The sequence below is a fragment of the Roseovarius atlanticus genome (assembly GCF_001441615.1).
Classification (GTDB): domain Bacteria; phylum Pseudomonadota; class Alphaproteobacteria; order Rhodobacterales; family Rhodobacteraceae; genus Roseovarius; species Roseovarius atlanticus.
Window position 1 is genome coordinate 312309 of record NZ_LAXJ01000002.1, and the last position, 23992, is coordinate 336300.

Genomic DNA, 23992 nt, shown 5'->3' on the forward strand with positions numbered 1-23992 from the left:
TTCGGTTGCTCGGACGCCTTGTGACCAAGGTCTTGTGTTTAATTTCCATAGACATACCCCGGCAGCCACAGCGCGATTTCCGGGAAGATCATGATCGTCGCCAGCGCCACCACCATGACCAGCACGAAGGGCAGGATCGAGGTGTAGATGTCCTTCAGCGTGATCTCGGGCGGCGCCATGGCGCGCATCAGAAAGAGGTTATAGCCGAAGGGCGGCGTCATGTAGGCGATTTGCGTGGTGATGGTGTAAAGAACACCGTACCAGATGAGGTCGAAACCGAGCGCGCCCACCAGCGGCACGTAGAGCGGTGCGACGATCACCAGCATGGCAGTGTCGTCGAGGAACGTGCCCATCACGATGAATGAAAGCTGCATCAGGATCAGGATCATCCAGGGGCTGAGGCCAAGCTGTTCGGTGAACAGGCTCTCGATCGCCTTGACCGCGCCCAGCCCGTCGAAGACCGCGCCGAAGGCCAGCGCGGCCAGGATGATCCACATGAACATACAGGATATGCCCAGCGTCTTGCGCACCGAGGTCTCGAACACCTGCCGCGTCATGCGGCCCTTGACCACGGCGGCCAGGAAGGCGGCGATGGCGCCGATGGCCGAGGATTCCACGAGGGATGTCCAGCCGTTCACGAAGGGCACCATCATGGTGAAGAAGATGAAAAGCGGCAGCAAACCTGCGCCGAGGAGGCGGATCTTTTCCCCCATGGGGATGTCACGCTCTTCTTTCGGCAGGATCGGACCAAGCGTCGGGTTCAGGCGGCAGCGGATCACGATGTAAAGCACGAACATCCCCGCCATCATCAGCCCCGGCAGCACGCCTGCCAGCCACAACTGCCCCACCGGCTGACGGGCGATCATGGCGTAAAGCACCAGTACCACCGACGGTGGTACAAGGATGCCCAGCGATGAGCCCGCCTGTATCACCCCGGTGACCATCCGCTTGTCGTACCCCCGCTTCAAGAGTTCCGGCAAAGCGATTGTCGCCCCGATGGCCATGCCCGCGACCGAAAGCCCATTCATGGCCGAGATCAGGACCATCAGGCCGATCGTCCCCACGGCCAACCCGCCCGACAGCCCGCCCATCCAGACGTGGAACATGCGGTAAAGATCATCCGCGATACGGCTTTCCGACAGCACATAGCCCATGAATATGAACATCGGCAGCGTCAGCAGCGGATACCATTTCATCAGCTTGATCGCGGCGGCAAAGCCGAGGTCATAGCCGCCCCGGTCGCCCCAAAGAAAGAACGCCGCCACGACGGCCACGAACCCGATAGCGCCAAAGACCCGTTGGCCGGTCAGCAGCATCAGCATCATGGAGGCGAACATCAGCGCGGCGATGGCTTCATAAGGCATCAGGTGCGGGTCCCCTCGGGCCGGGCATCAGAGCTGTCTTCGTCCTTGGGGCCCATGTCGTGCCCTTTCAGCCGGAGGATATCCTTGAAGAATTCGCTGACGGCCTGAAGCAGCATCAGGCCGATGCCCACGACCATGATCAGCTTGATCGGCCAGAGATAGGGCCGCCAGACGCTGTTGCTGCGCTCGCCGCCGTACTGGAAGGAATACATCAGGCTGTCCCAACCACCCCACAGCAGGAAGATCAGGTAGACGATCAGGAAGAGGATGGTGAAGGCATCGACCTGCGCCTTGCGCCGGTAGCTCCATTCGCCATAGAGCAGGTCCATCCGCACGTTCGAACCCATCTGGATCGAGTACGGTCCGCCGAGGATGTAATAGGCGACCATCGCGAACTGCGCCATTTCCAGCGTCCAGAGCGACGGGTTGATATCGAGCCCGATATCGCTGCCCAGCTTGGTGAAGGACGACCACAGCAGGATCGCCATCATCACGAAAATCCCGTACATGACGATCCGCCCGATCCAGCGGTTCATGCGGTCGACGACCGCCACATATGTCAGCATTGCCCCGGTCATGCGGTCGCGGCCTTCGGGGCCAGTGCTGTGTTCAACAGGGTCGCCAGATGGCCGGCAACACGGTCCACGTCCGAAGCCTCGCCCAGCAGGTCATTGCGGACCTCGATCATGACGTTCGTCAACCCGCGCGCGGTGGCATGGCGGGCCAGCGTGTGGGTGACCCCGTCGCGGGCCGAATAAGGCTCGTTCAGGCGGGTGACCAGCGTGTCGTCGGCCGCATTCAGCATCGCCTCGGCAAGCGACGCATCGGCATCGTGCAAAAGGCCCAGTTGCGTGCGGCGCGGCGTGCCGTGCCAGACCGGCGCGAAACTGTGGATCGTGACCAGCACCGGGGGCGTCTCGAAGCCGTCGAGCACGTCCGATAGCGTGGCATGAAAAGGCTCGTAGACCTCTGTGGTGCGGGCGGTTTTCTTGGCATCGCTCAGATTGCGGTTGCCCGGCACGGGGATCTCCCCGCTCTGGCACGGCATCGCGTCCGGCGCCTCGGGCGGACGGTTCAGATCATAGACCAGCCGCGAGACCGTCGCGAGGACCAGCGGTGCATCCAGCCGCGACGACAGGTCACGCGCAAGTGCCTCGGCCCCGATGTCCCAGACCGCGTGAGAATGACGGTGCTCGGGGGCCAGCCCCAGTGTGTCAAGCACGGGCGGAATAGCAGAACTCGCATGTTCGCACACCAGGCACAAAGGCGCCTCTCCGTCCGGGTTGATCACCTGGGCTACAGGCCCGTGGTCAGGGCTCAGAATCTCGTATGTTGTCGATCCGCTCACACCGGCCATTAGGGGCAGCGGCCCGAGAGCTGTCAAGAAATTTTCGTAGACGAAACTACGACTATGGGGTAGCTTGTAGCGATTGCTTCAAACATTTGGCAGCTGCGTTGAAAGAGGGCACGGGTGGCACGGACCGTCATCGTCAAGGACACGCTCAAGGACATGGCCGGCGCGCTGACCCCGGCGGAGCGGCTGTTGTCCGACACGCTGTTGCGCGACTATCCGATGGCCGGGCTGCAATCGATCACCAAGCTAGCCGAGGCCGCGGGCGTGTCGACGCCGACAGTCATTCGGCTGGCGCGAAAACTGGGGTTCGACGGCTTTCCCGAAATGCAGGCCGCGCTGCGCGAAGAAGCCTCGGCCCAGATCAAGAAACCGATCCTCAAGCGCGAGGGCTGGCCGCAGGGGCGCAAGGATTCGCCCGCCTTCCGGAATTTCGCCGAAGCGGTGTTCGACAACCTAAACCAGACGATCGAGCGGCTGGACCCCGCGACCTTCGACGCGCTGGCCAAGGTGCTGGCGGACACCCGGCGCAGCATCTTCCTGCTGGGCGGGCGCATCACGCGCTCGAACGCGGATTACTTCTTTAACCACCTTCAGATCGTGCGGCCCGGCGTGACGCTGTTGTCGCAATCCCCCAACGTCTGGCCGCAATACCTGATCGACATGGGACCGCGATCCGTGCTGGTGATCTTCGACATCCGCCGCTACGAGGCCGATCTCGCGCGGCTCGCCAGCCTTGCCAAGGAACGCGGCGTGGTCATCGTGCTTTTCACCGACCAGTGGGGCTCTCCGATTTCGCAATCGGCCGATCATGTCATCAACGCGCTGGTCGAGGTGCCGTCAAGCTGGGACTCGACCCTTGGCATCAACCTGATCGTCGAGGCCCTGATCGCCGCGATCCAGACGCGACGCCAGGAAAAGGCCCGCGACCGGATCGAAGAGCTGGAAGACATGTTCCGCTCCACGCGGATCTTCAGAAAATAGCGTTCCGAACGTTGTCGCCTTGGCTCAGGCGCCAAGCGCCGCCGTGACCGGATGCGAAGAACCCTGATCGGAGCGGATGACCTCTGCGGCGGCGGCCAGGTCGTCGAGCAGCTCCGCCCGCGCGGTCGCGGCGGCGGAGCCATCAAGCCGCAAGATGTAGCTGGGGTGCCAGGTTACCAGGACCGCGCCGTCGTCATGGGCGGTCTCGATCTGACCGCGGCGGGCCTTCAATGGCGCATCGTTGCCCGTCAGCGCGTAGGCGGCCGAGCCGCCAAGGGCGACAGTCAGCGTCGGCTGCACGAACCGGCGTTCGAGGTCGAGCCACCAGCGGCAATGGTCGATCTCGTGCCGGTCCGGGTTCTGGTGCATCCGGCGCTTGCCTGTGGGGCGGAATTTGAAATGCTTGACCGCATTGGTCATCCAGCTGTCGCCGACCTTGGCCTCGTCCATCAGTTCGGTCAGCAGCTTGCCGGCTGGACCCACGAAAGGTTTGCCTGCCAGATCCTCGCCATCGCCGGGCTGTTCGCCGACGATCATCAGGTCGGCCTGGGCGTACCCCCTGCCCCAGACGGTCTGCGTGGCGGCCTCGCACAGCCCGCAACGCTTGCAGTGCATTGCGGCGGTGCGCGCGTCTTCCATGCATTGCGGAAGATCGGCGACCTTGGGCTGCGGCAGGCGGCTTAGGATGCGCTCCGCGTGGGCCGGAACTTCGGTCGGCATGGCGGCGCGCATCTTTTCCACCCGCGCCTCTGCGTCTGCGAGCATCCCGGGGATGAGGTCGGTCTCGGGCAGGTTCTTCCAGTATTTCAGCGGCATTTCCGAGCGCATGGCCTGAAGATGCAGGCGCGCGGGGTTGAAGATATTGGCAAAATAGGTGCCCCAAAGCGCCTCGGACGCGTCTTCGGGCAAGTCGGGGCGCGCCGCAGGCGGATGGAACGTATGGGTGCCATCCTCGAACCGGGCGACGCCCTGCGGCGTGGCGATCATCCAGTCCATGTCGGCAAAACGCTTGGCAAAGAATGGCGTGCCGGTTTCCAGGATGTGGTGATCGGGTTCGAACCATGCGCCGAAGCTGCGGCGATTGCCCTCGGTGGGCAACTCGCGGAAGCGGACGAAAGCGTGCATCTTGTGGATGTCGCGGCGCACGGACTTTTGCAGGACCGAGAGTTTGCGGGCGATCGGATCGGCGGGGTTGGAGAGCGCGCGACGGTTGGTCTGGTGACGGTGCAGCGCCTGGTAAAGCAGCGTCGGCGCCTCGGTGCCGGTGTGGCAGAGCGCGGTCCTGGCCAGAGACAGGAATTCCTTGGTGGTCGTCACGGCGTGGGGTCCATCCGCATCGGGCAGCGGGTCGGCGGGAAAAAGGCTGGCGTCCTCGCCCCTGCCCCACTCCACCTGGTCCGGCGGCACTGCGTGGGTCAGAAGGCGTCGGGCCGCGTCGCGCCACGCCTCGAAAAAGCCGAGCGCCGGGAGCGTGACACGGTACATCAGAACAGGCTCAACTGTTCCGGCGCTGGCGCGAAGCGGGCGCGAAGGTTTGCGCTGTCCGTGAGGCCGCCGGGAGACCAGTCCGGCGTGGTGACGAAGGATTTGGCCATGCCCATCCGCGCGCCGATCCGCAGAAGGTCGGCATAGCGCAATGCGCCGGAGCGGCGGGCGGTGAGGATGCGATTGACGGTCTTGGTGCCGAATCCCGGCACGCGCAAAAGTACGTTACGCCCCGCGCCATTCACGTCGACGGGAAACTGCCCGCGATGCGCCAGCGCCCAGGCCAGTTTCGGGTCGATGTCGAGATCGAGATTTCCCGAAGGGGCCACATCGGTGATCTCGTCCACGTCGAAGCCGTAGAAACGCAACAGCCAGTCGGCCTGGTAGAGCCGGTGTTCGCGCACCAGGGGCGGCTTGATCAAAGGCAGCATCGCGGAACTGTCGGGGATGGGCGAGAAGGCCGAGTAATAGACGCGGCGCAGCTTGTAGCCCGTGTAGAGCCGCGAGGACGTCGTCAGGATGGCCTTGTCGTTCGAGCCGTCCGCGCCGACGATCATCTGCGTGGACTGGCCCGCCGGTGCGAATTTGGGCGCGCGTTTTCCGGTGTGCGACCGTTCCTTGCTGGCTTGCTGCTTCAGGCGGACAGAGGCCATCGCGGCGCGGATCGTCTCGGGGCGTTTCTGGGGTGCGAGCGTCCGGGTGCTGTCGTCCTTGGGCAGCTCGATATTGACCGACAGGCGGTCGGCATAGCGCCCGGCCTCGTCGATCAGCTCCTGGCTGGCTTCGGGGATGGTCTTGAGGTGGATATATCCCTTGAAGCCATGATCCTCTCGCAGCATCCGGGCGATGCGGGTGATGTCGGCCATGGTGTCGTCCGGGCTCTTGATGATGCCGGAGCTGAGGAACAGACCCTCGATGTAATTGCGGCGGTAGAATTCCAGCGTCAGCGTCACGACCTCTTCTGGCGTGAAGCGCGCGCGTTCCACACCGCTGCTGACGCGGTTGATGCAGTAGGCACAGTCGTAGATGCAGAAATTCGTCATCAGGATCTTGAGCAGGCTGATGCAGCGCCCATCGGGCGTGTAAGCGTGACAGATACCGCTGCCCCCCGCGCTGCCGATGCCGCCATTTCGGCTGTCGCGGCGGGTGGTGCCCGACGACGCGCAGGAGGCGTCGTACTTGGCGGCGTCGGCGAGAATGGCGAGTTTGTCGGACAGGGTTTTGCGCATGTGAACGAAAGTAGAACATTCCGGCCGAATTGCAAGATTGGTTAACGCACCCCGGTGCGGACATTTCGGCGCAGAGCAGCCACCGCCGCGGCATCCGCGCACAGGTGTTGGAACATGTAGCGATCAGTTCGGGTTGGCCCGTCAAGTTCATCAGACATTGAGAGAGAGGCCAGCATGTCCAAGATCGAAACCGTTAACCCTGCCACGGCAGAGAAGATTGCCGACTATCAGACCATGAGCGACGCCGAGGCCATCGAGGCCGTAGAGGCGTGTCATGCCGCATTCCTCGACTGGCGGGAAAAGAGCCATTCCGACCGTGGTGAAGTGCTGAAGGCGATTGCCAAGGAACTGCGCGCGCGCACCGACGAGTTGTCGGAGCTGATGACGCGCGAGATGGGCAAGCTGCTGTCGAACGGCAAGGACGAGATCGAGCTTTGCGCGCAGATTTTCGAGTACACGGCAGAGCATGGTCCCGGTCAGCTGAAGGACGAAACGCGCGATCTGGGTGATGGCAACAAGGGTCTGGTCACCTATCAGCCGATCGGCGTGGTCTACTCGATCCAGCCGTGGAACTTCCCGATCTACCAGCCCGTGCGCGTGCTGGCGGCCGCCTTGATGGCGGGCAACGGCTGCGTCCTGAAACACGCCGAGATCTGCACCGGCAGCGCCTTGCGGCTCCGCGAACTCTGCATCGACGCGGGTCTGCCCAAGGATATCTTCCGCGTGCTGATCATCGATCATGACACGTCGGACAAGGTGATCGAGCATCACAAGGTCCGCGGCGTCACGATGACCGGCTCGGACGCCGCAGGCAGCCATATCGGTGCGACCGCCAGCAAGGCGCTGAAGAAAACCGTATTGGAGCTTGGCTCGAACGACGCGTTCCTGGTGCTGGAAGACGCGGATGTGGAACTGGCCGTGAAGCTGTCGGTCCAAGGGCGGCTTTACAACAATGGCCAGACCTGCGTGAACGCCAAGCGGTTCATCGTCACGGACAATGTCTATGAACAGTTCGTAGATGCCTACGTCGCCGCGATGTCCAAGATCAAGGTGGGTGCGCCCGACGACGACGACACCGAGCTTGGCCCGCTGAGCAGCCAGGACCAGCTGGAGACGGTGATGGAGCAGGTCGAGGAAAGCGTCAAGAAAGGCGCCAAGATCCTCTGCGGCGGCAAGAAGCTGGACCGCGACGGTGCGTATTATCCCGCGACCGTGCTGGGCGACGTGACGCCCGGAATGCCGGCCTATGACGACGAGATCTTCGGCCCCGTCGCCTCGGTCATCCGTGCCAAGGACGACGAGGATGCGATGCGCATCGCCAACGACAGCCGTTATGGACTGGGTGGCGGCATCTTCTCGAAGAACACCGAACGCGCGACCGAGATGGCGAAGAAGTACTTCGACACCGGCATGGTGCGGATCAACAGCTTTGGTGCAGCACACCCGAACATGCCGTTCGGCGGCGTGAAGGACTCGGGCTATGGCCGCGAGCATGGAGGCTTCGGCGTGCGCGAGTTCGTCAACATCAAGGGTATCTGGCTGGATTGATCCGGCCTGCCACCCCACCGAAACGGAACATGTGAGAGTAACGATGACCAAACGCAAGACACTGACCACCACCTCGGGCAGCCCCTACACCACCAACGAGACCTCGCGCACCGCCGGTGCGCGGGGTCCCGTGATGCTTGAAGATCACCAGCTGATCGAGAAGCTTGCCCACCAGAACCGCGAACGCATCCCGGAACGGGTGGTGCACGCCAAGGGCTGGGGCCTGCAAGGCACGTTCACCGTGACTAAGGATATCTCTCAGTACACCTGCGCCAAGCTGTTCTCCGAGGTCGGCAAAGAGACCGAGGTGCTGTCGCGCTGGTCCACCGTCGCCGGCGAAAGCGGTGCTGCGGATGCCGAGCGGGACGTGCGGGGCTTTTCGCTGAAGTTCTACACCGAGGATGGCAACTGGGACATGGTGGGCAACAACACCCCCATCTTCTTTATCCGTGACGGGTACAAGTTTCCCGATTTCATCCGCACGCAGAAACGCCACCCCAAGACCAACCTGCGCTCGCCCGAGGCGATGTTCGACTTCTGGTCGGCGCAGCCCGAAAGCGTGCACCAGGTCACGATCCTGATGTCGGATCGCGGCATCCCGCGCAGCCCGGCGCATATGAACGGCTATGGCAGCCACACGTTCTCGATGTGGAACGACAAGGGCGAGCGGCATTGGGTCAAGTTCCACTTCCGCACCCACCAGGGCCACGAAACCCTGTCGGATGCCAAGGCCGCCGAGATTATCGGGCACACGCGCGAAAGCTATCAGGAAGAGCTGTGGCATATGATCGAGGACGGCAACCATCCCAAATGGACGCTGTTCATTCAGGTCATGACCGAAGAGCAGGCGCTGGAGACGGAGTTCAACCCGTTCGACCTGACCAAGGTCTGGCCGCATGACGACTTTCCGTTGATCGAAGTCGGAGAGCTGGAAATGCACACCTTCCCCGAGAACTATTTCCAGCTGGTCGAGAATGCCGCGTACAGCCCCAACAACGTCGTGCCCGGCATCGGATTTTCACCGGACAAGATGCTTCAGGCGCGGCTCTTTGCCTATGCCGACGCGCATCGCTATCGTCTGGGCACGCATTACGAGGCGCTGCCCGCCAACGCGCCAAAGAATTCCGAGGTGCGGCATTACCACAAGGACGGCGCGATGCGGTTCTTCACCAACGATTTCGGCAATCCCAACGCCTATTACGAGCCAAACCAGTATGACGGCCCTGTCGCCGACGAAAGCGCCGAAGAACCGCCGCTGCGGATCGACCCCGAGGCCGTGGTGGGCCGGTTCAAGCAGGAGGAAAGCGACGTCGATTACGTGCAGCCCCGCAAGCTTTATGCCGAGGTGCTGGACGATGCGGAGCGCGACCGACTGCACAAGAACATGGCGGGCGGCATGGCGCCGGTGTCCGAGGACGTCAAGGAACGCTGGCTGGCCGTTCTGAAGAAGGTGCATCCCGACTACGAGGCAGGCGTGCGCAGGGCGCTGGAGACCGGCAATCACGGTGAGCCGTCGTTGCCGGTGACGGACGACACGCCGGTGGAAGCGGCTGAGTAACGCGAAAATAGTGGCAGGCGGGAGACGCGCCTGTCACTGCGTCGCCACGCATCAAGTCAAAATTGGCTGCGACTTCACAAGTACCAACGAAAAAGGCCGGCACCTCGGATAGAGGTGCCGGCCTTTTTGCATTGATTTCTTCGCGTTACTGCGAGGTCGTCGTGCTGCTGGAGCCGTCAAGGGCGATGATCAGCAGTGCACCTGCGCCCGCCGCTGCGGCCGCCGCGGCAGCCGGGCTTGCACCCATGCCCATGCCGGCACTTGCACAGCGCGCCTGCACAAGACTACCGCCTTGCGCAAAGGTCGCGCCCAAAAGTTGCGCGCCGCCACATGCGTTCACGCGTGTTGCGTATTCAGTGGCGGTTTCGCCCGCGGCAAGAGGCGGGCCATTTTGAACCGGAGCGACTTGGGCCGTTGCCTGAATCGGCACAAACGCGCCGAAGGCGACCGCGCAGGTCGTTGCTAGGAATTTCTTCATTTCATTCGCCTCGTTACTGTTCAGTTTCAATGCGCTCGCGCAGTGCTGGCGCACCGCTACAGTGTCAGGTTAGACCGGTTGACACGATGATCAACCCATTTTCCCGAAATGCGCGCCGATCCGCCAGAAAAAGTGCTGTGGCTGCCTCTATTCCGGGCGCGGTGGGTTTCGCGCGATCACACCCCTCGCCCAGCGCACCGAGGCCTGTCCGAAACAATCGTGCAGCGAATCCGCCGCGATCACACTGCCCAAGGCCAGCCTGCCCAGAAATCCCAGCCCTGGCACGCGCTTACCGGTGCTATCCACCAATTGACCATCGGCGGCCACCTGCGCGCCCAACCCGTCGGCAATGGCGCAAAGCCACCCCTGTTCGATCAGCCCGGTGACCAGCGGCGCGGAAATCCGCGACAGGTCAGGCGACGGCAGCACCCCGTCCACCATCACCGAGGTCTCGGCCCGGCGGCCCTGGGCGGCGAGTGTCCAGCCCGTGCGGCTGAGCGAGATTTCAGGATCCGCGGTGAAGTCGAGCGTCACCACGCCGGCCTCGACCAACGCCATGAGTTCGCGGCAGGCCGAGACAGGCGGGCCGTAGGAATACCGCTTCAGTCCCTCGTCGAATGCCGTCAGAAGGTGGGCCGTCTCGGGCGGTGTGGTCGCGGGATTATAGCCGCGCCGCAATGTATCCTGCCATTTGCGCCAGACCTGTCCGAAGACGAAACCGGTCGACGGCGCGAGGCTGTCGTCAGCCATGGCGATCCCCGCGGCGAGGGCGGCGCTGGCGGGGCCGGTTTCCTGCGACCTGGGGTCATCCCACTCAGCGGCAAGCCACGCGGCGGCTTCCCCGGACTTGCCGCCGACCTGATCCAGCACCCGGCGGACAGCGGGCAATATCGCATCGAAAACCAGCGCCCGCGCGGCGTCGGGCGCGGCCTTGGACGCGGCCGCGATGGCGCGAGCAAAGGTCTCGGTTTCGGCTTGGGTCGGGTCGAACCGCGCGTCGAGCGCCGCCGTCTCGGGCTTGGGATATGGCGGCAGACCGTCCAGAGAGAACGGCACCAGAAGACCCGGCTCTCGGCCGGAGGCGATGTAGCGCCCGGTCTCGAACCGCCCGCCCTGCCCCAGTGTCAGCACCCGGATCACATCGAAGGCGGACAGGGCAAGTCCCCGGATCGCCACCGTCTGCCCGGCCCAGCGGGCGGCGTCGCGTTGTAATTCCCGCGCAGGATAGGCCTGGCGCAGCACCGCGCCCGTGTCGGCGGCATGGGCCTGCCAGTCCGCCAATTGCTCGTCCGGTTCCACCGCGGGCTGGCCCAGGGTCAGGAGAACCTCGTCATATGGGCCAAAGCTCTGCGGCCCACCGCTTAGCACCCAACCCCGATCGGTGCGCTTTACCCCGTCGATCGCGGCGGTATCGTGGCGCAGCCTGAGCCCGCTTCCGCGGTTCAGATCGTCGAAGCGCGCCGCGAGGTAGCGCCCCAGGTCGCAGCGGCGGGGAAAGCCGTCAGGCCCCGGCGCGTCGTCCAGCCAACTGGCGAAAGCGCCACAACGCGATCCGTGCGGGGGACGGATGTCGATATCGCGCATCGGGATGTTCAACTGGCAGACCGGGCTTTCGCCGGGGTCGAAATTGGGACCGGCGCCGGGGGTGAAGGACGGCTCGAACAGATCGACATGCAGCGCGTTCGCGGCAGGGCCGGCCTGCTCGGCCAAAGCCTCGAGCGCGCCGAGGCCGCGCGGGCCGAAACCGACGACGGCGATTTTCACACTGTTTCCGCCCGCCATGGTCGCACCTTTTTCCCGCGTCTTTCCCGCTTGTTGTAGGTCAATCCCTACCGGTTCAAGAGAAACGCCATATCACGGCGCCCGCAAATGCGGCGGCGCACGATTTTGCGCCCCGCGCCGTGCGTTCCACAGTCGCCTTGCCGCAACTTGTGCTCTAGTGTCGGTGCATGACCCTTGGCCCCCGCCTGCTTGTATTTTCCGATCTCGACGGAACGTTGCTGGACCACCGCACCTATGCGTGGCAGCCTGCCGCCGCGGCGCTGGAACGGCTGCGGCTGGCGGGCTGCGGCGTGATCCTGGCCAGCAGCAAGACCGCCGCCGAGATCGCGCCCCTGCGCGACGCGATTGGGCTGGCCGACTGGCCGGCCATAGTGGAAAACGGCGGCGGCCTGCTGGCGCCGGGCGCGGACGGCACGGAAATCGCGCAGACCTACGCGGAACTTCGCGCCGCTATTGCGCGTTTGCCGCAAGGTTTTACCGGATTTGGTGACATGACACCCCAGGAGATTACGGACCACACCGGGCTGCCGTCCGATGGCGCCGTGCGCGCGCAGGCACGGCAGTTCAGCGAACCCGGTCTGTGGATCGGCACCGACGCGGACCGCGATGCTTTCGTCGCCGCGGCGCAGGACGCCGGGCTGACCGTTCAGCGGGGCGGACGGTTCCTGACCCTTTCCTTCGGCGGCACCAAGGCGGATCGGATGGACGAGGTGATAGACCGCTACCGCCCCGAGCATACGCTGGCGTTGGGCGACGCCCCGAACGATGCGGCGATGCTGGAACGGGCCGAGATCGCGGTGGTGGTGGCCAACCCCGCCTCGCCCGGCATCCCGCCGCTTGAGCGTGAGGACAGTCCCGGCGCCACACGCGGTCGTATCATCCGCACCAAAGCAGAAGGCCCCGCCGGATGGGCCGAGGCGGTGAACGCGATCCTAGACGATTTAGCAACGACGAAAGACCCCAATCCACATGGCTGATTTTCACCAGAACGGAAACATCACGACCCTGCACAACCTGCGGACCCGCAGCCTGGACGATCTGACCTACGAGCTGACGGCCTTTGCCGAGACCCGCAAGATATCGCTGGTGTTGCCAAGTCTTTATTCCGAGCTGGAAGGTCCCGCGCTGGAGCATATCGTCGACGAGTTGACCCAGGTGCCCTACCTGCACCGGGTCATCATCGGTCTGGACCAGGCGGACGAGGCGCAATATCGGCACGCCATCGAATTTTTCAGCCGCCTGCCGCAGCAGCACATGGTCCTGTGGAACGACAGCCCGCGCATGAAAGCCCTTGGCGCGCGGCTGGAGGAGAAAGGCATCGCGCCCGAGGAGCCGGGCAAGGGCAAGAATGTCTGGACCTGCATGGGGTATCTCATCGCCTGTGCCGACACGTCCGTCATGGCGCTGCATGATTGCGATATTCTGACCTATGACCGCGAATTGCTGGCGCGGCTGGTCTACCCGGCGGCGCATCCCGGGTTCCGCTATCAGATGGTCAAGGGGTATTATCCGCGCGTCGACGGCACCAAGCTGAACGGACGGGTGACGCGCCTGCTGGTCAGTCCCCTGTTGATCGCGCTGAAAAAGGTGATCGGGGATCGCGACTACCTCGATTACCTGCGAAGCTTTCGCTATCCGCTGTCGGGCGAGTTCGCCATGCGCACGCCGATGCTGCCCGACCTGCGCGTGCCCTCGGATTGGGGGCTGGAGATCGGCGTGCTGTCCGAGGCGTGGCGCAACCTGGCGCCGCAATCGGTCTGCCAGGTCGAGATCTCCGACGCCTACGACCACAAGCACCAGGACCTGTCGCCCGAGGACGCCAGCCAAGGCCTGAGCCGGATGTCCACGGATATCTGCAAGGCGATCTTCCGCAAGCTGGCATCGGACGGCACGGTGTTCACGCCCAACATGTTCCGCTCGCTGAAGGCCACCTATTACCGGATCGCGCTGGACCTGCTGGAAAGCTATTACGCGGATGCCAAGATGAACGGGCTGAGCGTGGACCGCCACAAGGAGGAAAAGTCGGTCGAGCTTTTCGCCGAGAACATCATCCGGGCCGGTACGGTGTTCCTGGAAAATCCGCAGGCGACGCCCTTCATCCCCACATGGAGCCGTGTTCACGCCGCCGATCCCGAGTTCCTGTCGGACCTGAAAGCGGCGGCGCTGCAGGACGCCGAGGAATTCAGCTAGCCCGGTCCGCAGGCGCCGGGCCGTCGCGGTTGGTGATCCAGCGGCACTGGTAGGGCGCAAAGATGATCGTGTCGGCGGATGCGTCAATCTCCTCGCCCGACAGAAGGTCGCGCCAGTTGTCGTCCTCGATCATGTTCAGCTCGTGCGGAGACACGGTGACAGTCTCGTCGCTGACGTTGTGGATGGCGAAGATCGACTGATAGCGGTCGAGGCTTTGCCTCCAGACGCCGAAAAGACGCGGATCGAGCCGCAGGGTGAATTGCGTCGCATTGGGATGAAAGCCCGGCTGACGCGCGCGGATGCGCAGGCGGCCCGACAGGGCCTTCATCACCCGCGCCTGGTCCGATCCTTCGTCCTCCATACGCTCCAGCAGGTCCGGGTAATGCCAGCGGTGCCGGTTGATGGCGCGGTTCATGCCACGCCGTTCCACCGCCTCGTTATCGCTGGGCGTGGCAAGGAAGGAATGGACGTAGAAGGCCGGGATGCCTTCCAGCGACATGGGGATGGTTTGCGAACATATGAAACGGTCGAAATGATGATCGTCCTCGCCCTTGAAGGTGGTGCGCATCGCGTCGAAGAGCGAGCAGTTGAGCTCGTAGGCCGCTTCGGTGCCGTCGGGCATCGTGCGCATCGACACCAGTGCGCCAGCCTGTTGGGCCGTCTCGATCATGCGGTTCTTTTCGTCCGAAGGCAGCACGCCCTCGGCCGGGCGCATCCCGATGCCATCATGGCTGGCGGTGAAGTTCAGGTAGGCACAGCCCAGCTGCGCGGGCGGCATGGTGGCCTGCCAGCGGTTGAGATATTCCGCCGAACCCGACTGCATCGCGTGCAAAATGAGCGGCGGCAAAGGGAAGTTGTAGACAGCGTGCGCCTCGTTGCGGTTGCCGAAATAGCTGAGGTTCTCGCTGCGCGGGACGTTGGTTTCGGTCAGCAGCACGACGGTTTCGAACGTGTAATCGACCAGCAGGCGAATGAGCTGCACGATGGCGTGGGTCTGCGGCAGGTGGATGCAGGAGGTGCCGGGCTCTTTCCAGATGAAGGCCACGGCGTCCAGCCGCAATGTGCGCACGCCCTTCTCGATATGCATCCGGATGATGCGCAGCATCTCCAGCAGCACCTCTGGATTGGAAAAGTCGAGGTCGATCTGATCGTGGCTGAAGGTGCACCAGACGTGGCGGTCGCCACCCCGCGTCTCGATCTTCTGCAAGAGCGGCGTGGTGCGCGGGCGCACAACCGCGCTGAGGTCCTGGTCGGGGTCCGCCTCGTAGAAGAATTTGTCATAGGGCGCCTTGCCCTGCCGGTACTGGTTGAACCAGTTGCCCTGGCTGGAGACGTGGTTGAGCACGAGGTCCGACACAAGATGAAAATTCGAGGCGATCCGGCTGATATCGCTCCATTCGCCCAGTTGCGGGTTCACGGCGCGATAATCCGTCACCGCGAACCCGTCATCCGAACTGAACGGGAAAAACGGCAGGATATGCACGCCGTCGACCACGCCGCCCATGTAGCGTGACAGGAAATCTTCCAGCAGGTCGAGCGGCTTGTGCGCGCCATCGATGATGGTGTCGCCGTAAGTGATCAGAAAAGCGTCCTTTTCCGACCAGAGCCGGTTGCTGGGCGTGCGGGCGCGTTTGCGGGGCACGGTGCCTTCGGGCCAGAACGCGGCGATGATGGCGCGCGCCAGGTCCGGTGCGGATTCGTTGGGATAGATCCGGGACAGCAGTTCGCGCAGCCGCGCGTTCAGCAATTTGTGTTCCTGGTGCACGACCGGATGTTCCCCTGACCTTGTCCCGCGGGCCCGGCGGTATCGGACCGGGTCCGCCCCGCTTTGACCATATCGGTGGATGCGATGAAAGCGGCAGCGCGCAGTTTGTTCAAGCGCGAAGCCCTGTTAGCCCGGATTTTGGGCAGTTTGGACGCGGGGGTCAGGATCTTTGGGTTCGCGTCAGACGCGGTCGAAGCCAGAGCGGAGGGCCCTCTGCGAAGAAGGCGTCGCGCGGCAGCTGCCGCAGGAAAATCTCGTCGGGGATCGCGGTGCTGCCGGTGCGGATGGCCATATTCGGATTGTCGGAAAAATACGCGGCTTCGGCCCGCAATTCCTCGATGCAGAGGGTCAGTGCTGAAAGAGATCGTGCGAATATCTCACCGGACTTCACGCCCAGGTTGCGCAGGCAAGCGATGTCGGCTTCGAGCCCCTCGACATCTTCCAGACCGACATAACCACGGTAGAGCTGGTGCTGGAGGACGGGAAATTCGCCTGCCGTCGATTTCACGGTATTGAAGAACCCTATCAGATCGGCGCGGAGGCCGATCATGTGGTTGCCGAACGGGCTGAGAAACCCGAAGCTGCCTTGGCTGTCCGTGATCAGGGTCGATGCTTTCGCCATATCTGGATTGCCGCCTACCGCACCGTCGCGTCCAGCGCGGCGCGGGCAGACTCGCCCAAGGTCCGGTCGTCCGCATCAAGATCCAGCAGAAATTCCCGGTAGTCCGGCTTGGTATCGGGAACAGGCGAAAACCCGTCGCTCCAGTTGAACGCCTTGCGCGTGTTGACGAACAGGAAAAAGTGCCGGGTGCGCACGCAGCTGCAGGCCTGCGTGACCTTGTGCAATTCGGTCATCCGGGACTTGCCCGTCGCCTTCATCGCCCGGTTGTGCCATGCCGTCAGCTTTCTGCCGTATCCGTGGCCCTTCTTGCCGTAGGGGTCGTCCTCGAATGCCATGACGCGTGTGCGATCCAGTCCTTGTCGGATCAGCGTCCCGAATTCGGCGTCACTGGCCGCGCCGTCGAGAAATGCGTCAAAGCCTTCCGGTTCCAGATCCAGCGACTCGAGCACGGCCACGATTTTCGACGTGACCCGCAGATGGGTCTGGTAGGAATGAATGACGACAGAGCCGGTCATGTCGCGCAGCAACATCTTGGTTCCGATACCCGTCAATATGGGGAACTCCTGTTGTAGTCGCGCCTGATGCGACGTGTCGCTTGCGTTGGGGAAAGCTTCCTCTGGCGTGCCCCGAGGATCGGGCCGCCGACTCGCCGGAAGACACAGGTTCCGGCCACGGCGAAGAAGCATTTGCACGCGATGCGCAGTCCGTCAATCGACCTTGCAAAGCGCGGGTAAATTCACGGGACCCGATGCGCGGACGCCTCAGTAATGGCCCGCCACGTACTTGGCGATGGCCGCCCCGCGCGAATTGACGTCCAGTTTCTGGTAGATCGCCTTGAGGTAATATTTGACCGTGTTCTCGCTCAGCCCCAGCCGGGCGGAAATCTGGAAATTGGTCAACCCGTCGCCAAGAAGCGCCAGGATCTCGTGCTCGCGCCGCGACAACGCGTCTGCATTCTCGGACGTGAGGCGCCGCAAAACCTCGGTCGGCACGATCGAATGTCCTTCGATCAGCTTCCCCAGAATGCGCGGCAGGCTGGTCAGGATCTGGCCCATCATGCAGACCGAATTTGCCCCGGCCTTGATCGCCGTGCGGATAAAGGCGAACTCGGTCTCCTCGGCCACAACGACGACCATCACGTCGGGATAGTCCTTGCGCACGAAGGACAGCACCTGCGTCAAATCGCCATCGGCCAGCCGTACCCCCAGGATCAGGATGGTTTTGCCCGTGGCATGGGCCAGATGCTTGCGCAGGCTGGCCTTGTCGGTGGCGTAATGGCCCAGCTCGACCTCGGGAATCTGGGTCACGAGCGAGCCGATTCCCTGGCAGACGATCAGTTGACGATCGGCGACGATGACCTGCGGCAAGGCCGTGGCAGCACTGGGTTTTTCAGCAGATGTCATGAGCGTACCGGTGGCAGCTTTCATGCGCCGGCTCCTTGTTCCTCCTCTCCGTCAGCTCCCCAACAGACGGACCTCGTTCAGACATAACACCAGTAGAAATGTCTGAAATCAAAGGAAATTTCTGTATGCCGGTGTATGCCGAGGCGCCATACAGCCCGATATGTCACCCGGGCGGGTAGGAATTACCCACCCATCGGGCGGTTTCCCCCCTGTTTTGCCGCGAACGGGTCTTCACAGACCGCAATTGCGTGCTACGACCCAACGTCAAGTCATGTGACAGGGAGCGAGAGCATCATGAACGGTTACCAGCATCTTTACATCCCCGGCCCCACCAATGTGCCGGAACCCGTGCGTCAGGCCATGAACGTGCCCATGGAGGACATGCGCGCCCCGGATTTCCCGGAACTCGTGACCGGCCTGCTGACCGACATGAAAAAGGCCTACCGGCTGGAAAACGGCCGGGTCTTCATCTTCCCGTCCTCGGGCACCGGGGCGTGGGAAAGCGCCATCCAGAACACGCTGCAACCCGGCGACAAGGTTCTGATGTCGCGCTTTGGTCAGTTCTCGCTGCTGTGGGTGGACATGGCCGAACGCCTGGGCCTCGACGTAGTGCTGTGCGAGGTGGAATGGGGCAAGGGCGTGCCGCTGGAGGACTACGCCAAGCACCTGGAGGCCGACAAGGACCACCAGATCAAGGCGGTTTTCGCCACCCAGAACGAGACGGCGACCGGCGTGACCTCGGACATCGCGGGCGTGCGCAAGGTGCTGGACGCGGCGGGCCACCCGGCGATGCTCTTCGTCGATGGCGTCAGTTCCATCGCCTCGATCGAGTTCGAGATGGAGAAATGGGGTGTGGACCTGGCCGTGTCGGGCTCGCAGAAGGGTTTCATGCTGCCCGCCGGCCTTGGCTTTCTGGGCGTCAGCGACAAGGCGCTGGAGGCCAACAAGCGGCTGGCCAATTCCGGCATGTCGCGCTGCTATTTCAGCTTCGAGGACATGATCAAGCTGAACGACACCGGCTATTTCCCCTATACCCCCGCCACCCAGCTTCTGCGCGGGCTGCGCTGTTCGCTGGACATGATCCTGGACGCCGGGATGGAAAGCATCTGGGCGCGGCACAAGCGGCTGGCCCAGGGCGTGCGCGCCGCGGTCGAGGCGTGGGACGGCTGCGAACTGGTGGCGCGGGGTCCGGAATGGGAATCCGACACCGTCTCGGCCATCTACGCGCCCGAAGGCGTGGACGCGCGTGACGTGATCTCGACGGCCTACAACAAGTACCAGACCTCGCTGGGCACCGGCCTGAACAAGCTGGCGGGCAAGGCGTTCCGCATCGGGCACCTCGGCTCGCTGAACCCGGTGATGCTGTGCGGTGCGATCTCGGCGGCGGAAATGGCGCTGGTCGATGCCGGTGCCAAGATCGAGCCCGGCTCGGGCGTGGCCGCCGCGCAGGCGCATTACCGCGAGACGACGCCCGACAACGCCAAGGGCAGCCCCGCCAAGGCCGCGTGATCCCAAAGGGTCGATTGCAACTGCCCTGCCCTTGGCGCATTCTGCGCCGAGGGCGGATCACGACAAGGGAAGAGACATCATGAAAATTCTGGTAACGCGCGCCTGGCCGAAGGCGACCGAGGACCGTTTGACCAATGCCGGGCTGGGCGACGTGACGCTGCGCCACCCCGACACGCCGATGAGCCATGACGAATGGATGGACGCGGCCAAGACCTATGACGTGATCATGCCCACCGTGTCCGACAAGATCCCGGCCGAGTTCTATCCGGCGGCCAAGGGCAAGGTGAAGATATTCGCCAACTACGGCGTCGGCTTCAACCACATTGACATCGACGCGGCGGCGGCCAACGACATCACCGTCACCAACACGCCGGACGTTCTGACCGACTGTACCGCCGACCTGGCGATGGGCCTTCTGCTGGCGGCCGCGCGCCGCATCGGCGAAGGCGAGCGTGAAACCCGCGCGGGCAAGTGGGAAGGCTGGCGGCCCACCCACATGATCGGCAAGAAAGTCACCGGCGCCACGCTGGGCATCATCGGCTTTGGCCGCATCGGCCAGGCGATGGCGCGCCGGGCGCATAACGGGTTCGGAATGCGGGTCGTATTCCAGGATGCGTGGGAGGTGCCCGAGGACATCAAGGCCGCCAACGGCAACGCCGAACAGCTGCCCAGCATGGTCGAAGTCGCGGCGGAGGCCGATTTCCTGTCGCTGCATTGCCCCGGTGGCGCAGACACCTACAAGATGATCAACGCCATCATCTTCAACGCCATGAAGCCCGGCGCGATCCTGGTGAACTCGGCCCGAGGCGACGTGGTGGACGAAGACGCGCTTTTCGATGCGCTCGATTCCGGCAAACTGGCGGCAGCGGGGCTTGATGTGTATCACAACGAACCGGCGCTCGATCCGCGTTTCCTGAAATACGACAACATCGTGCTGGCCCCGCACCTGGGCAGCGCCACGGACGGCACGCGCGAGGCCATGGGCTTTCGCGCGATCGACAACCTCGAAGCGTTTCTCAGGGGCGACACGCCCGGCGACCTGGTGACGCCGAAGTGACCTTTACCGCGCCTTAAACACGACTGAGTGAAGATCGGGCCATGAGACACAATGGCCCGATTTCCGCCGAACAATGGTTCGACAGCCTGTTTTCTGCAAAAGCGGCGCGCGACGGTCGGATCGTTCGGCGGCAATTGAGCGACGTCGACCGATATGTCGGCCGAGACCGCCTTGCGCATGAGCTGTCGCGGCGTGGCTACCACGCGGTCGAGAACGCCGGGCAAATCGTGATCTTCTGCAATCAAGAGCCGGTCCGCAGAATACTCTAAGCCAATTTCTGCGCAGAAATTGGCCCGGAAAATACGCATTTTCCGGGATAGAATTTGTGCAAATTCTATCTGCCCGTCATCTCCCGGTTTCCATTCGTAAACATCTGTTTCGCATCGGCTTTTCCGCGCTGCGGCGAGCGCATCCCAAGGTATCCCGTCATGGGCGTTCCGGGTAGCCCGCCCTACCCGTTCCGGCCCGTCCCCCAACCCGGGGTGCACATTGCTACCCGGGCGAAAGTATCGCACGCCCCTCTTTCCCGGCACAGTCGGCAGCAACACGATGCGAGGAGGGCATGTGCATGGACATCCATGAATTCCAGGCCAAGGAGTTGCTGAGCGGCTTCGGCGTCAACATTCCGCGCGGCGGAATCGCCTACAGCCCCGAACAGGCGGTCTATCGCTGCTCGGAGCTCTCGGGCAAAAGCTGGGTGGTGAAGGCGCAGATCCACTCCGGCGCCCGCGGCAAGGCCGGCGGCGTGCGCATCTGCAAATCCGAGGAGGAGGTCTGGGACGCCGCCTCGTGGATGCTGGGCCGCAAGCTGGTGACGCACCAGACTGGCCCGCAAGGCAAGCTGGTCGGGCGGCTTTACATCGAGGAAGCCACGGATATCGCACAGGAAATCTATCTGGGCTTCGTGATGGACCGCAAATTGGAGCGTGTCGTCGTCGTCGCTTCGGCGCAGGGCGGGATGGAGATCGAGGAGATCTCGGAAAGCGAGCCGGACTCGATTATTCGCTCGGTTGTGGATCCGGCCGTGGGAATGCAGAACTTCCAGGCGCGCGAGATCGCGTTCTCGCTCGGGCTTGACCCGGCGCTGATCAACCAGGCGGCCAAAACGATCATGGGCTGTTACCGCATGATGTGGGAAACCGATGCCAACATGGTCGAGATCAACCCGCTGGTGGTGACCGCGTCGAACGAGATCGTGGCGCTGGATGCCAAGGTCAGCTTCGACGAGAACGCGCTCTTCCGGCACCCGCATATTTCCGAGCTGCGCGACAAGAGCCAGGAAGACCCGCGCGAGACCTATGCGGGCGACCGCGGGCTGAACTATATCGGCCTCGACGGCAAGATCGGCTGCATCGTCAACGGTGCGGGCCTCGCCATGGCAACGCTGGACATGATCAAGATGGCCGGTGGCGAGCCTGCCAATTTTCTCGACGTGGGCGGCGGGGCCAGCCCCGAGCGGGTGCTGCAATCCTTCAAGTCGGTGCTGAACGACCCCAATGTCGAGGCGATCCTTGTCAACATCTTTGCCGGCATCAACCGCTGCGACTGGATCGCCGAGGGCGTGATCCTGGCGGTCAAGGAACTGGACCTGAAGTTGCCGCTGGTGGTGCGCCTGTCGGGCACCAACGTCGACGAAGGCATGAAACTTCTGGCCGACAGCGGATTGGACATCGAGACGGCCTCTTCCCTGGCGGAAGCGGCGGACAAGGTCGTGGCCGCCTGGCGCGCCACCGACAGCGCATATGCGGAGGCAAGCTGATGGCGATCATCATCGACAAGGATACCCGCGTTCTGGTGACCGGGATCACCGGACGGATCGGCAGTTTTCACGCCCAGGACATGATCAACCACGGCACCAACGTGGTGGGCGGCGTCACCCCCGGCAAGGGCGGCACCAAGCATCTGGGCCTGCCGGTGTTCAACACGGTCAAGGGCGCTGTGGCAGAGACCGGTGCCGAGCTGGTGGTCAGCTTCGTCCCCCCGCCCTTTGCCGCGGATTCGATCATGGAAGCGGCGGATGCGGGCATCAAGACCTGCGTCTGCATCGCCGACGGCATTCCGGCGCAGGACATGATCGACGTGAAACGCTACATGCGGCGCTACAAGGCCGAGAAGCGGATGCGCCTGATCGGCCCCAACTGTGCCGGCATCATCACGCCCGGACAGGCCTTTGCCGGGCTGATGCCGCCCTCGATCTACAAGCCGGGGCGCGTTGGCATCGTCGGGCGTTCGGGCACGCTGGGGTATGAAGCGGCCAGCCAGATGAGCGCGCATGGCATCGGCGTGAGTTCTTCCATCGGGATCGGCGGCGACCCAATCAACGGGTCCAGCTTCAAGGACATTCTGGAACTGTTCGAGGCTGACCCCGATACCGACGCGGTGGTTCTGGTGGGCGAGATCGGCGGCCCGCAAGAGGCCGAGGCGGCGGAATATATCCGCGACCACATGACCAAGCCGGTGGCGGCCTATATCGCGGGCCTGTCGGCCCCGAAGGGGCGGCGCATGGGCCACGCAGGCGCCATCGTGTCGGCCTTCGGCGAGTCGGCGCAGGAAAAGGTCGACATTCTGAAGCAGGCGGGCGTGACCATCGTGCCGACGCCGTCGTCCTTCGGGGAAGTGGTCGAGAAAATGGTGGCCTGACCCACGTCAGGGCGGCGCGCACTCTCCCAAGCGTTGCGCCGAACCTGGGCCATCACGAAGCCCCGGCATGTCAAGTGCCGGGGCTTAGTCTTTTCAACGGCTTGCAAGGCAAAGCTCGTCAGCGTCAGCGTTCGATCTGGTCCGCGAGGCTTTCGGCGCGGGCCGCGATTTCGGCCAGAGATTCCGTCACCTGTTCCGGGATCACTGCCACCTCCACCCGTTCCGGCTCGGGCTGAGGCGCGTTGCGCAGCTGGTCCAGCTCGGCCTCCTTCTCGGCCATCTTGTCCTCGGCCTCGCGCAGCTTGTCCTGCACGCCCGCGGTCTTGTCGGCCAGCATCAAGCCCGCCATCAACAGCATCCGCGGCTCGGGGATGCGTCCGATCTGGGCCGACAGCACGCTGGCCTCTTCGTCCAGCATCTTTGCGGCGGCGTGCAGGTAGTGTTCCTCGCCGTCCTGGCAGGCGACCTCGAAAGTGCGGCCACCGATCTCGATCTCGACTTCGGGCATCAGGCGTCCTCCGATTTGGGGGTATCAGGCGTCTCGGCGGCTTCCAGCACGGCGGTCAGTTCCGACAGGATCGCGCTGGTCTCGGCCCGGTCGGCGGCGCGGTTCGCGCGCAGGCTTTCCAGTTCGGCCATCATCGACTTGTTGATCAGGTGCGCCTCGCCCACGCCGGCGGCATTGGCCTCGCGCAGGGCGACGTTGTTGTCGCGCAGCTGCTGATTGGCGCGGCGCAGGGATTGCAATTCACCGTCGAGCCGCGACAGCGCCTGCGCATTCTGCTCGCGCAGTGCCTCCAGCTCCTCTTCCAGCGCATTGCGCTTGTCGCGCAGGGTCTTGACGCGTTCTTCAAGCTGTTCGTTGGCCAGCTTCTCATCCGCAAGGGCCTGCTTGACCTCGGCCAGTTCGGCGGGGTCCGCCGCCGCGCCCGCCCCGGCCTCCAGCCCGCGCCCGATGCGGTCCAGCGCGGCGTTGATGCGCCGCTGCAATTCCTCTATTTCGCTCATCTCCTCGGTCCCCGTCTGT

23 protein-coding genes are annotated in these 23992 nt (G+C 63.7%); 10 read left to right on the forward strand and 13 right to left on the reverse strand.

The window, feature by feature from the left end:
* Positions 1–38: 38 nt before the first annotated feature.
* Genes XM53_RS01815 through XM53_RS01825 form a run of 3 tightly spaced genes read right to left on the reverse strand, consistent with a single transcriptional unit; the run spans position 39 to position 2721 of the window.
* Positions 39–1364, reverse strand: coding sequence for a TRAP transporter large permease (locus tag XM53_RS01815; RefSeq protein ID WP_057789668.1), 1326 nt, complete (start codon positions 1362–1364; stop codon positions 39–41).
* A complete protein-coding gene (locus XM53_RS01820; RefSeq protein ID WP_057789670.1) occupies positions 1364–1942 on the reverse strand; it encodes a TRAP transporter small permease subunit in 579 nt (192 codons plus the stop codon). Before XM53_RS01820 ends, XM53_RS01815 begins: the two co-directional genes overlap by 1 nt.
* Positions 1939–2721, reverse strand: a complete 783-nt coding sequence (locus XM53_RS01825) for an N-formylglutamate amidohydrolase (protein WP_082630676.1) — start codon at positions 2719–2721, stop codon at positions 1939–1941. The genes XM53_RS01820 and XM53_RS01825 overlap by 4 nt, the downstream gene beginning before the upstream one ends.
* 114 nt (positions 2722–2835) lie before the next feature.
* Between XM53_RS01825 and XM53_RS01830 the strand changes: the two genes are divergently transcribed.
* Positions 2836–3699: a MurR/RpiR family transcriptional regulator gene (locus tag XM53_RS01830; protein WP_057789672.1), complete on the forward strand. Its 864-nt coding sequence runs from the start codon at positions 2836–2838 to the stop codon at positions 3697–3699.
* A gap of 24 nt (positions 3700–3723) precedes the next feature.
* On the opposite strand, the gene XM53_RS01835 is transcribed toward XM53_RS01830, so the two are convergent.
* The gene (locus XM53_RS01835; protein WP_144435419.1) at positions 3724–5184 is read right to left on the reverse strand and encodes a UdgX family uracil-DNA binding protein; all 1461 of its coding nucleotides are present in this window, start codon (positions 5182–5184) and stop codon (positions 3724–3726) included.
* Positions 5184–6413, reverse strand: coding sequence for a putative DNA modification/repair radical SAM protein (locus XM53_RS01840; RefSeq protein WP_057789676.1), 1230 nt, complete (start codon positions 6411–6413; stop codon positions 5184–5186). The genes XM53_RS01835 and XM53_RS01840 overlap by 1 nt, the downstream gene beginning before the upstream one ends.
* A gap of 174 nt (positions 6414–6587) precedes the next feature.
* Between XM53_RS01840 and XM53_RS01845 the strand changes: the two genes are divergently transcribed.
* Together XM53_RS01845 and XM53_RS01850 are read left to right on the forward strand one after the other, a co-directional pair.
* On the forward strand, positions 6588–7961 hold the full coding sequence (locus XM53_RS01845; protein WP_057789677.1) for an NAD-dependent succinate-semialdehyde dehydrogenase: 1374 nt from the start codon (positions 6588–6590) through the stop codon (positions 7959–7961).
* A 43-nt stretch (positions 7962–8004) separates the two neighbouring features.
* Positions 8005–9519, forward strand: a complete 1515-nt coding sequence (locus tag XM53_RS01850) for a catalase (RefSeq protein WP_057789679.1) — start codon at positions 8005–8007, stop codon at positions 9517–9519.
* Between the two features lie 145 nt (positions 9520–9664).
* On the opposite strand, the gene XM53_RS01855 is transcribed toward XM53_RS01850, so the two are convergent.
* Complete coding sequence (locus XM53_RS01855; protein ID WP_144435420.1) at positions 9665–10027, reverse strand: hypothetical protein; 363 nt, start codon at positions 10025–10027, stop codon at positions 9665–9667.
* A gap of 117 nt (positions 10028–10144) precedes the next feature.
* Positions 10145–11779, reverse strand: a complete 1635-nt coding sequence (locus tag XM53_RS01860) for an FAD/NAD(P)-binding protein (RefSeq protein WP_057789683.1) — start codon at positions 11777–11779, stop codon at positions 10145–10147.
* 167 nt (positions 11780–11946) lie between these two features.
* On the opposite strand from XM53_RS01860, the gene XM53_RS01865 reads away from it, so the two are divergent.
* Both XM53_RS01865 and XM53_RS01870 read left to right on the forward strand, forming a co-directional pair.
* On the forward strand, positions 11947–12756 hold the full coding sequence (locus XM53_RS01865) for an HAD-IIB family hydrolase (protein ID WP_057789685.1): 810 nt from the start codon (positions 11947–11949) through the stop codon (positions 12754–12756).
* Positions 12749–13969 carry a glycosyltransferase family protein gene (locus tag XM53_RS01870; RefSeq protein WP_057789687.1) on the forward strand — a complete coding sequence of 407 codons (1221 nt, stop codon included), beginning with the start codon at positions 12749–12751 and terminating at the stop codon, positions 13967–13969. The genes XM53_RS01865 and XM53_RS01870 overlap by 8 nt, the downstream gene beginning before the upstream one ends.
* Here XM53_RS01870 and XM53_RS01875 read toward each other — a convergent pair.
* From XM53_RS01875 to XM53_RS01890, 4 genes are all read right to left on the reverse strand, one after another.
* Positions 13962–15716, reverse strand: coding sequence for a sugar phosphorylase (locus tag XM53_RS01875; RefSeq protein ID WP_236544396.1), 1755 nt, complete (start codon positions 15714–15716; stop codon positions 13962–13964). The genes XM53_RS01870 and XM53_RS01875 overlap by 8 nt on opposite strands.
* A 178-nt stretch (positions 15717–15894) precedes the next feature.
* Positions 15895–16356 (reverse strand): hypothetical protein, encoded by a 462-nt coding sequence (locus tag XM53_RS01880; RefSeq protein WP_057789691.1) that lies wholly within the window; start codon positions 16354–16356, stop codon positions 15895–15897.
* A 14-nt stretch (positions 16357–16370) separates the two neighbouring features.
* Positions 16371–16907 carry a hypothetical protein gene (locus tag XM53_RS01885; protein WP_057789693.1) on the reverse strand — a complete coding sequence of 179 codons (537 nt, stop codon included), beginning with the start codon at positions 16905–16907 and terminating at the stop codon, positions 16371–16373.
* A 210-nt stretch (positions 16908–17117) separates the two neighbouring features.
* Positions 17118–17783 carry a helix-turn-helix transcriptional regulator gene (locus XM53_RS01890; protein WP_236544397.1) on the reverse strand — a complete coding sequence of 222 codons (666 nt, stop codon included), beginning with the start codon at positions 17781–17783 and terminating at the stop codon, positions 17118–17120.
* Between the two features lie 270 nt (positions 17784–18053).
* Between XM53_RS01890 and XM53_RS01895 the strand changes: the two genes are divergently transcribed.
* The 5 genes from XM53_RS01895 to sucD all read left to right on the forward strand — a co-directional run bounded on the left by XM53_RS01895 (position 18054) and on the right by sucD (position 22965).
* Positions 18054–19268 (forward strand): pyridoxal-phosphate-dependent aminotransferase family protein, encoded by a 1215-nt coding sequence (locus XM53_RS01895; protein ID WP_057789695.1) that lies wholly within the window; start codon positions 18054–18056, stop codon positions 19266–19268.
* Between the two features lie 79 nt (positions 19269–19347).
* The gene (locus XM53_RS01900; protein ID WP_057789697.1) at positions 19348–20325 is read left to right on the forward strand and encodes a 2-hydroxyacid dehydrogenase; all 978 of its coding nucleotides are present in this window, start codon (positions 19348–19350) and stop codon (positions 20323–20325) included.
* 41 nt (positions 20326–20366) lie between these two features.
* Entirely contained in the window at positions 20367–20594 is a 228-nt protein-coding gene (locus XM53_RS01905; RefSeq protein WP_057789699.1) for a hypothetical protein, read from the forward strand.
* A gap of 299 nt (positions 20595–20893) precedes the next feature.
* Entirely contained in the window at positions 20894–22084 is a 1191-nt protein-coding gene (locus tag XM53_RS01910; protein WP_057789701.1) for a malate--CoA ligase subunit beta, read from the forward strand.
* Entirely contained in the window at positions 22084–22965 is an 882-nt protein-coding gene (sucD, locus tag XM53_RS01915; protein ID WP_144435421.1) for a succinate--CoA ligase subunit alpha, read from the forward strand. Before XM53_RS01910 ends, sucD begins: the two co-directional genes overlap by 1 nt.
* 124 nt (positions 22966–23089) lie before the next feature.
* On the opposite strand, the gene XM53_RS01920 is transcribed toward sucD, so the two are convergent.
* Both XM53_RS01920 and XM53_RS01925 read right to left on the reverse strand, forming a co-directional pair.
* Positions 23090–23473 carry a cell division protein ZapA gene (locus XM53_RS01920; protein ID WP_057789702.1) on the reverse strand — a complete coding sequence of 128 codons (384 nt, stop codon included), beginning with the start codon at positions 23471–23473 and terminating at the stop codon, positions 23090–23092.
* Positions 23473–23973: a hypothetical protein gene (locus tag XM53_RS01925; RefSeq protein WP_057790305.1), complete on the reverse strand. Its 501-nt coding sequence runs from the start codon at positions 23971–23973 to the stop codon at positions 23473–23475. Before XM53_RS01925 ends, XM53_RS01920 begins: the two co-directional genes overlap by 1 nt.
* Between the last annotated feature and the right edge of the window lie 19 nt (positions 23974–23992).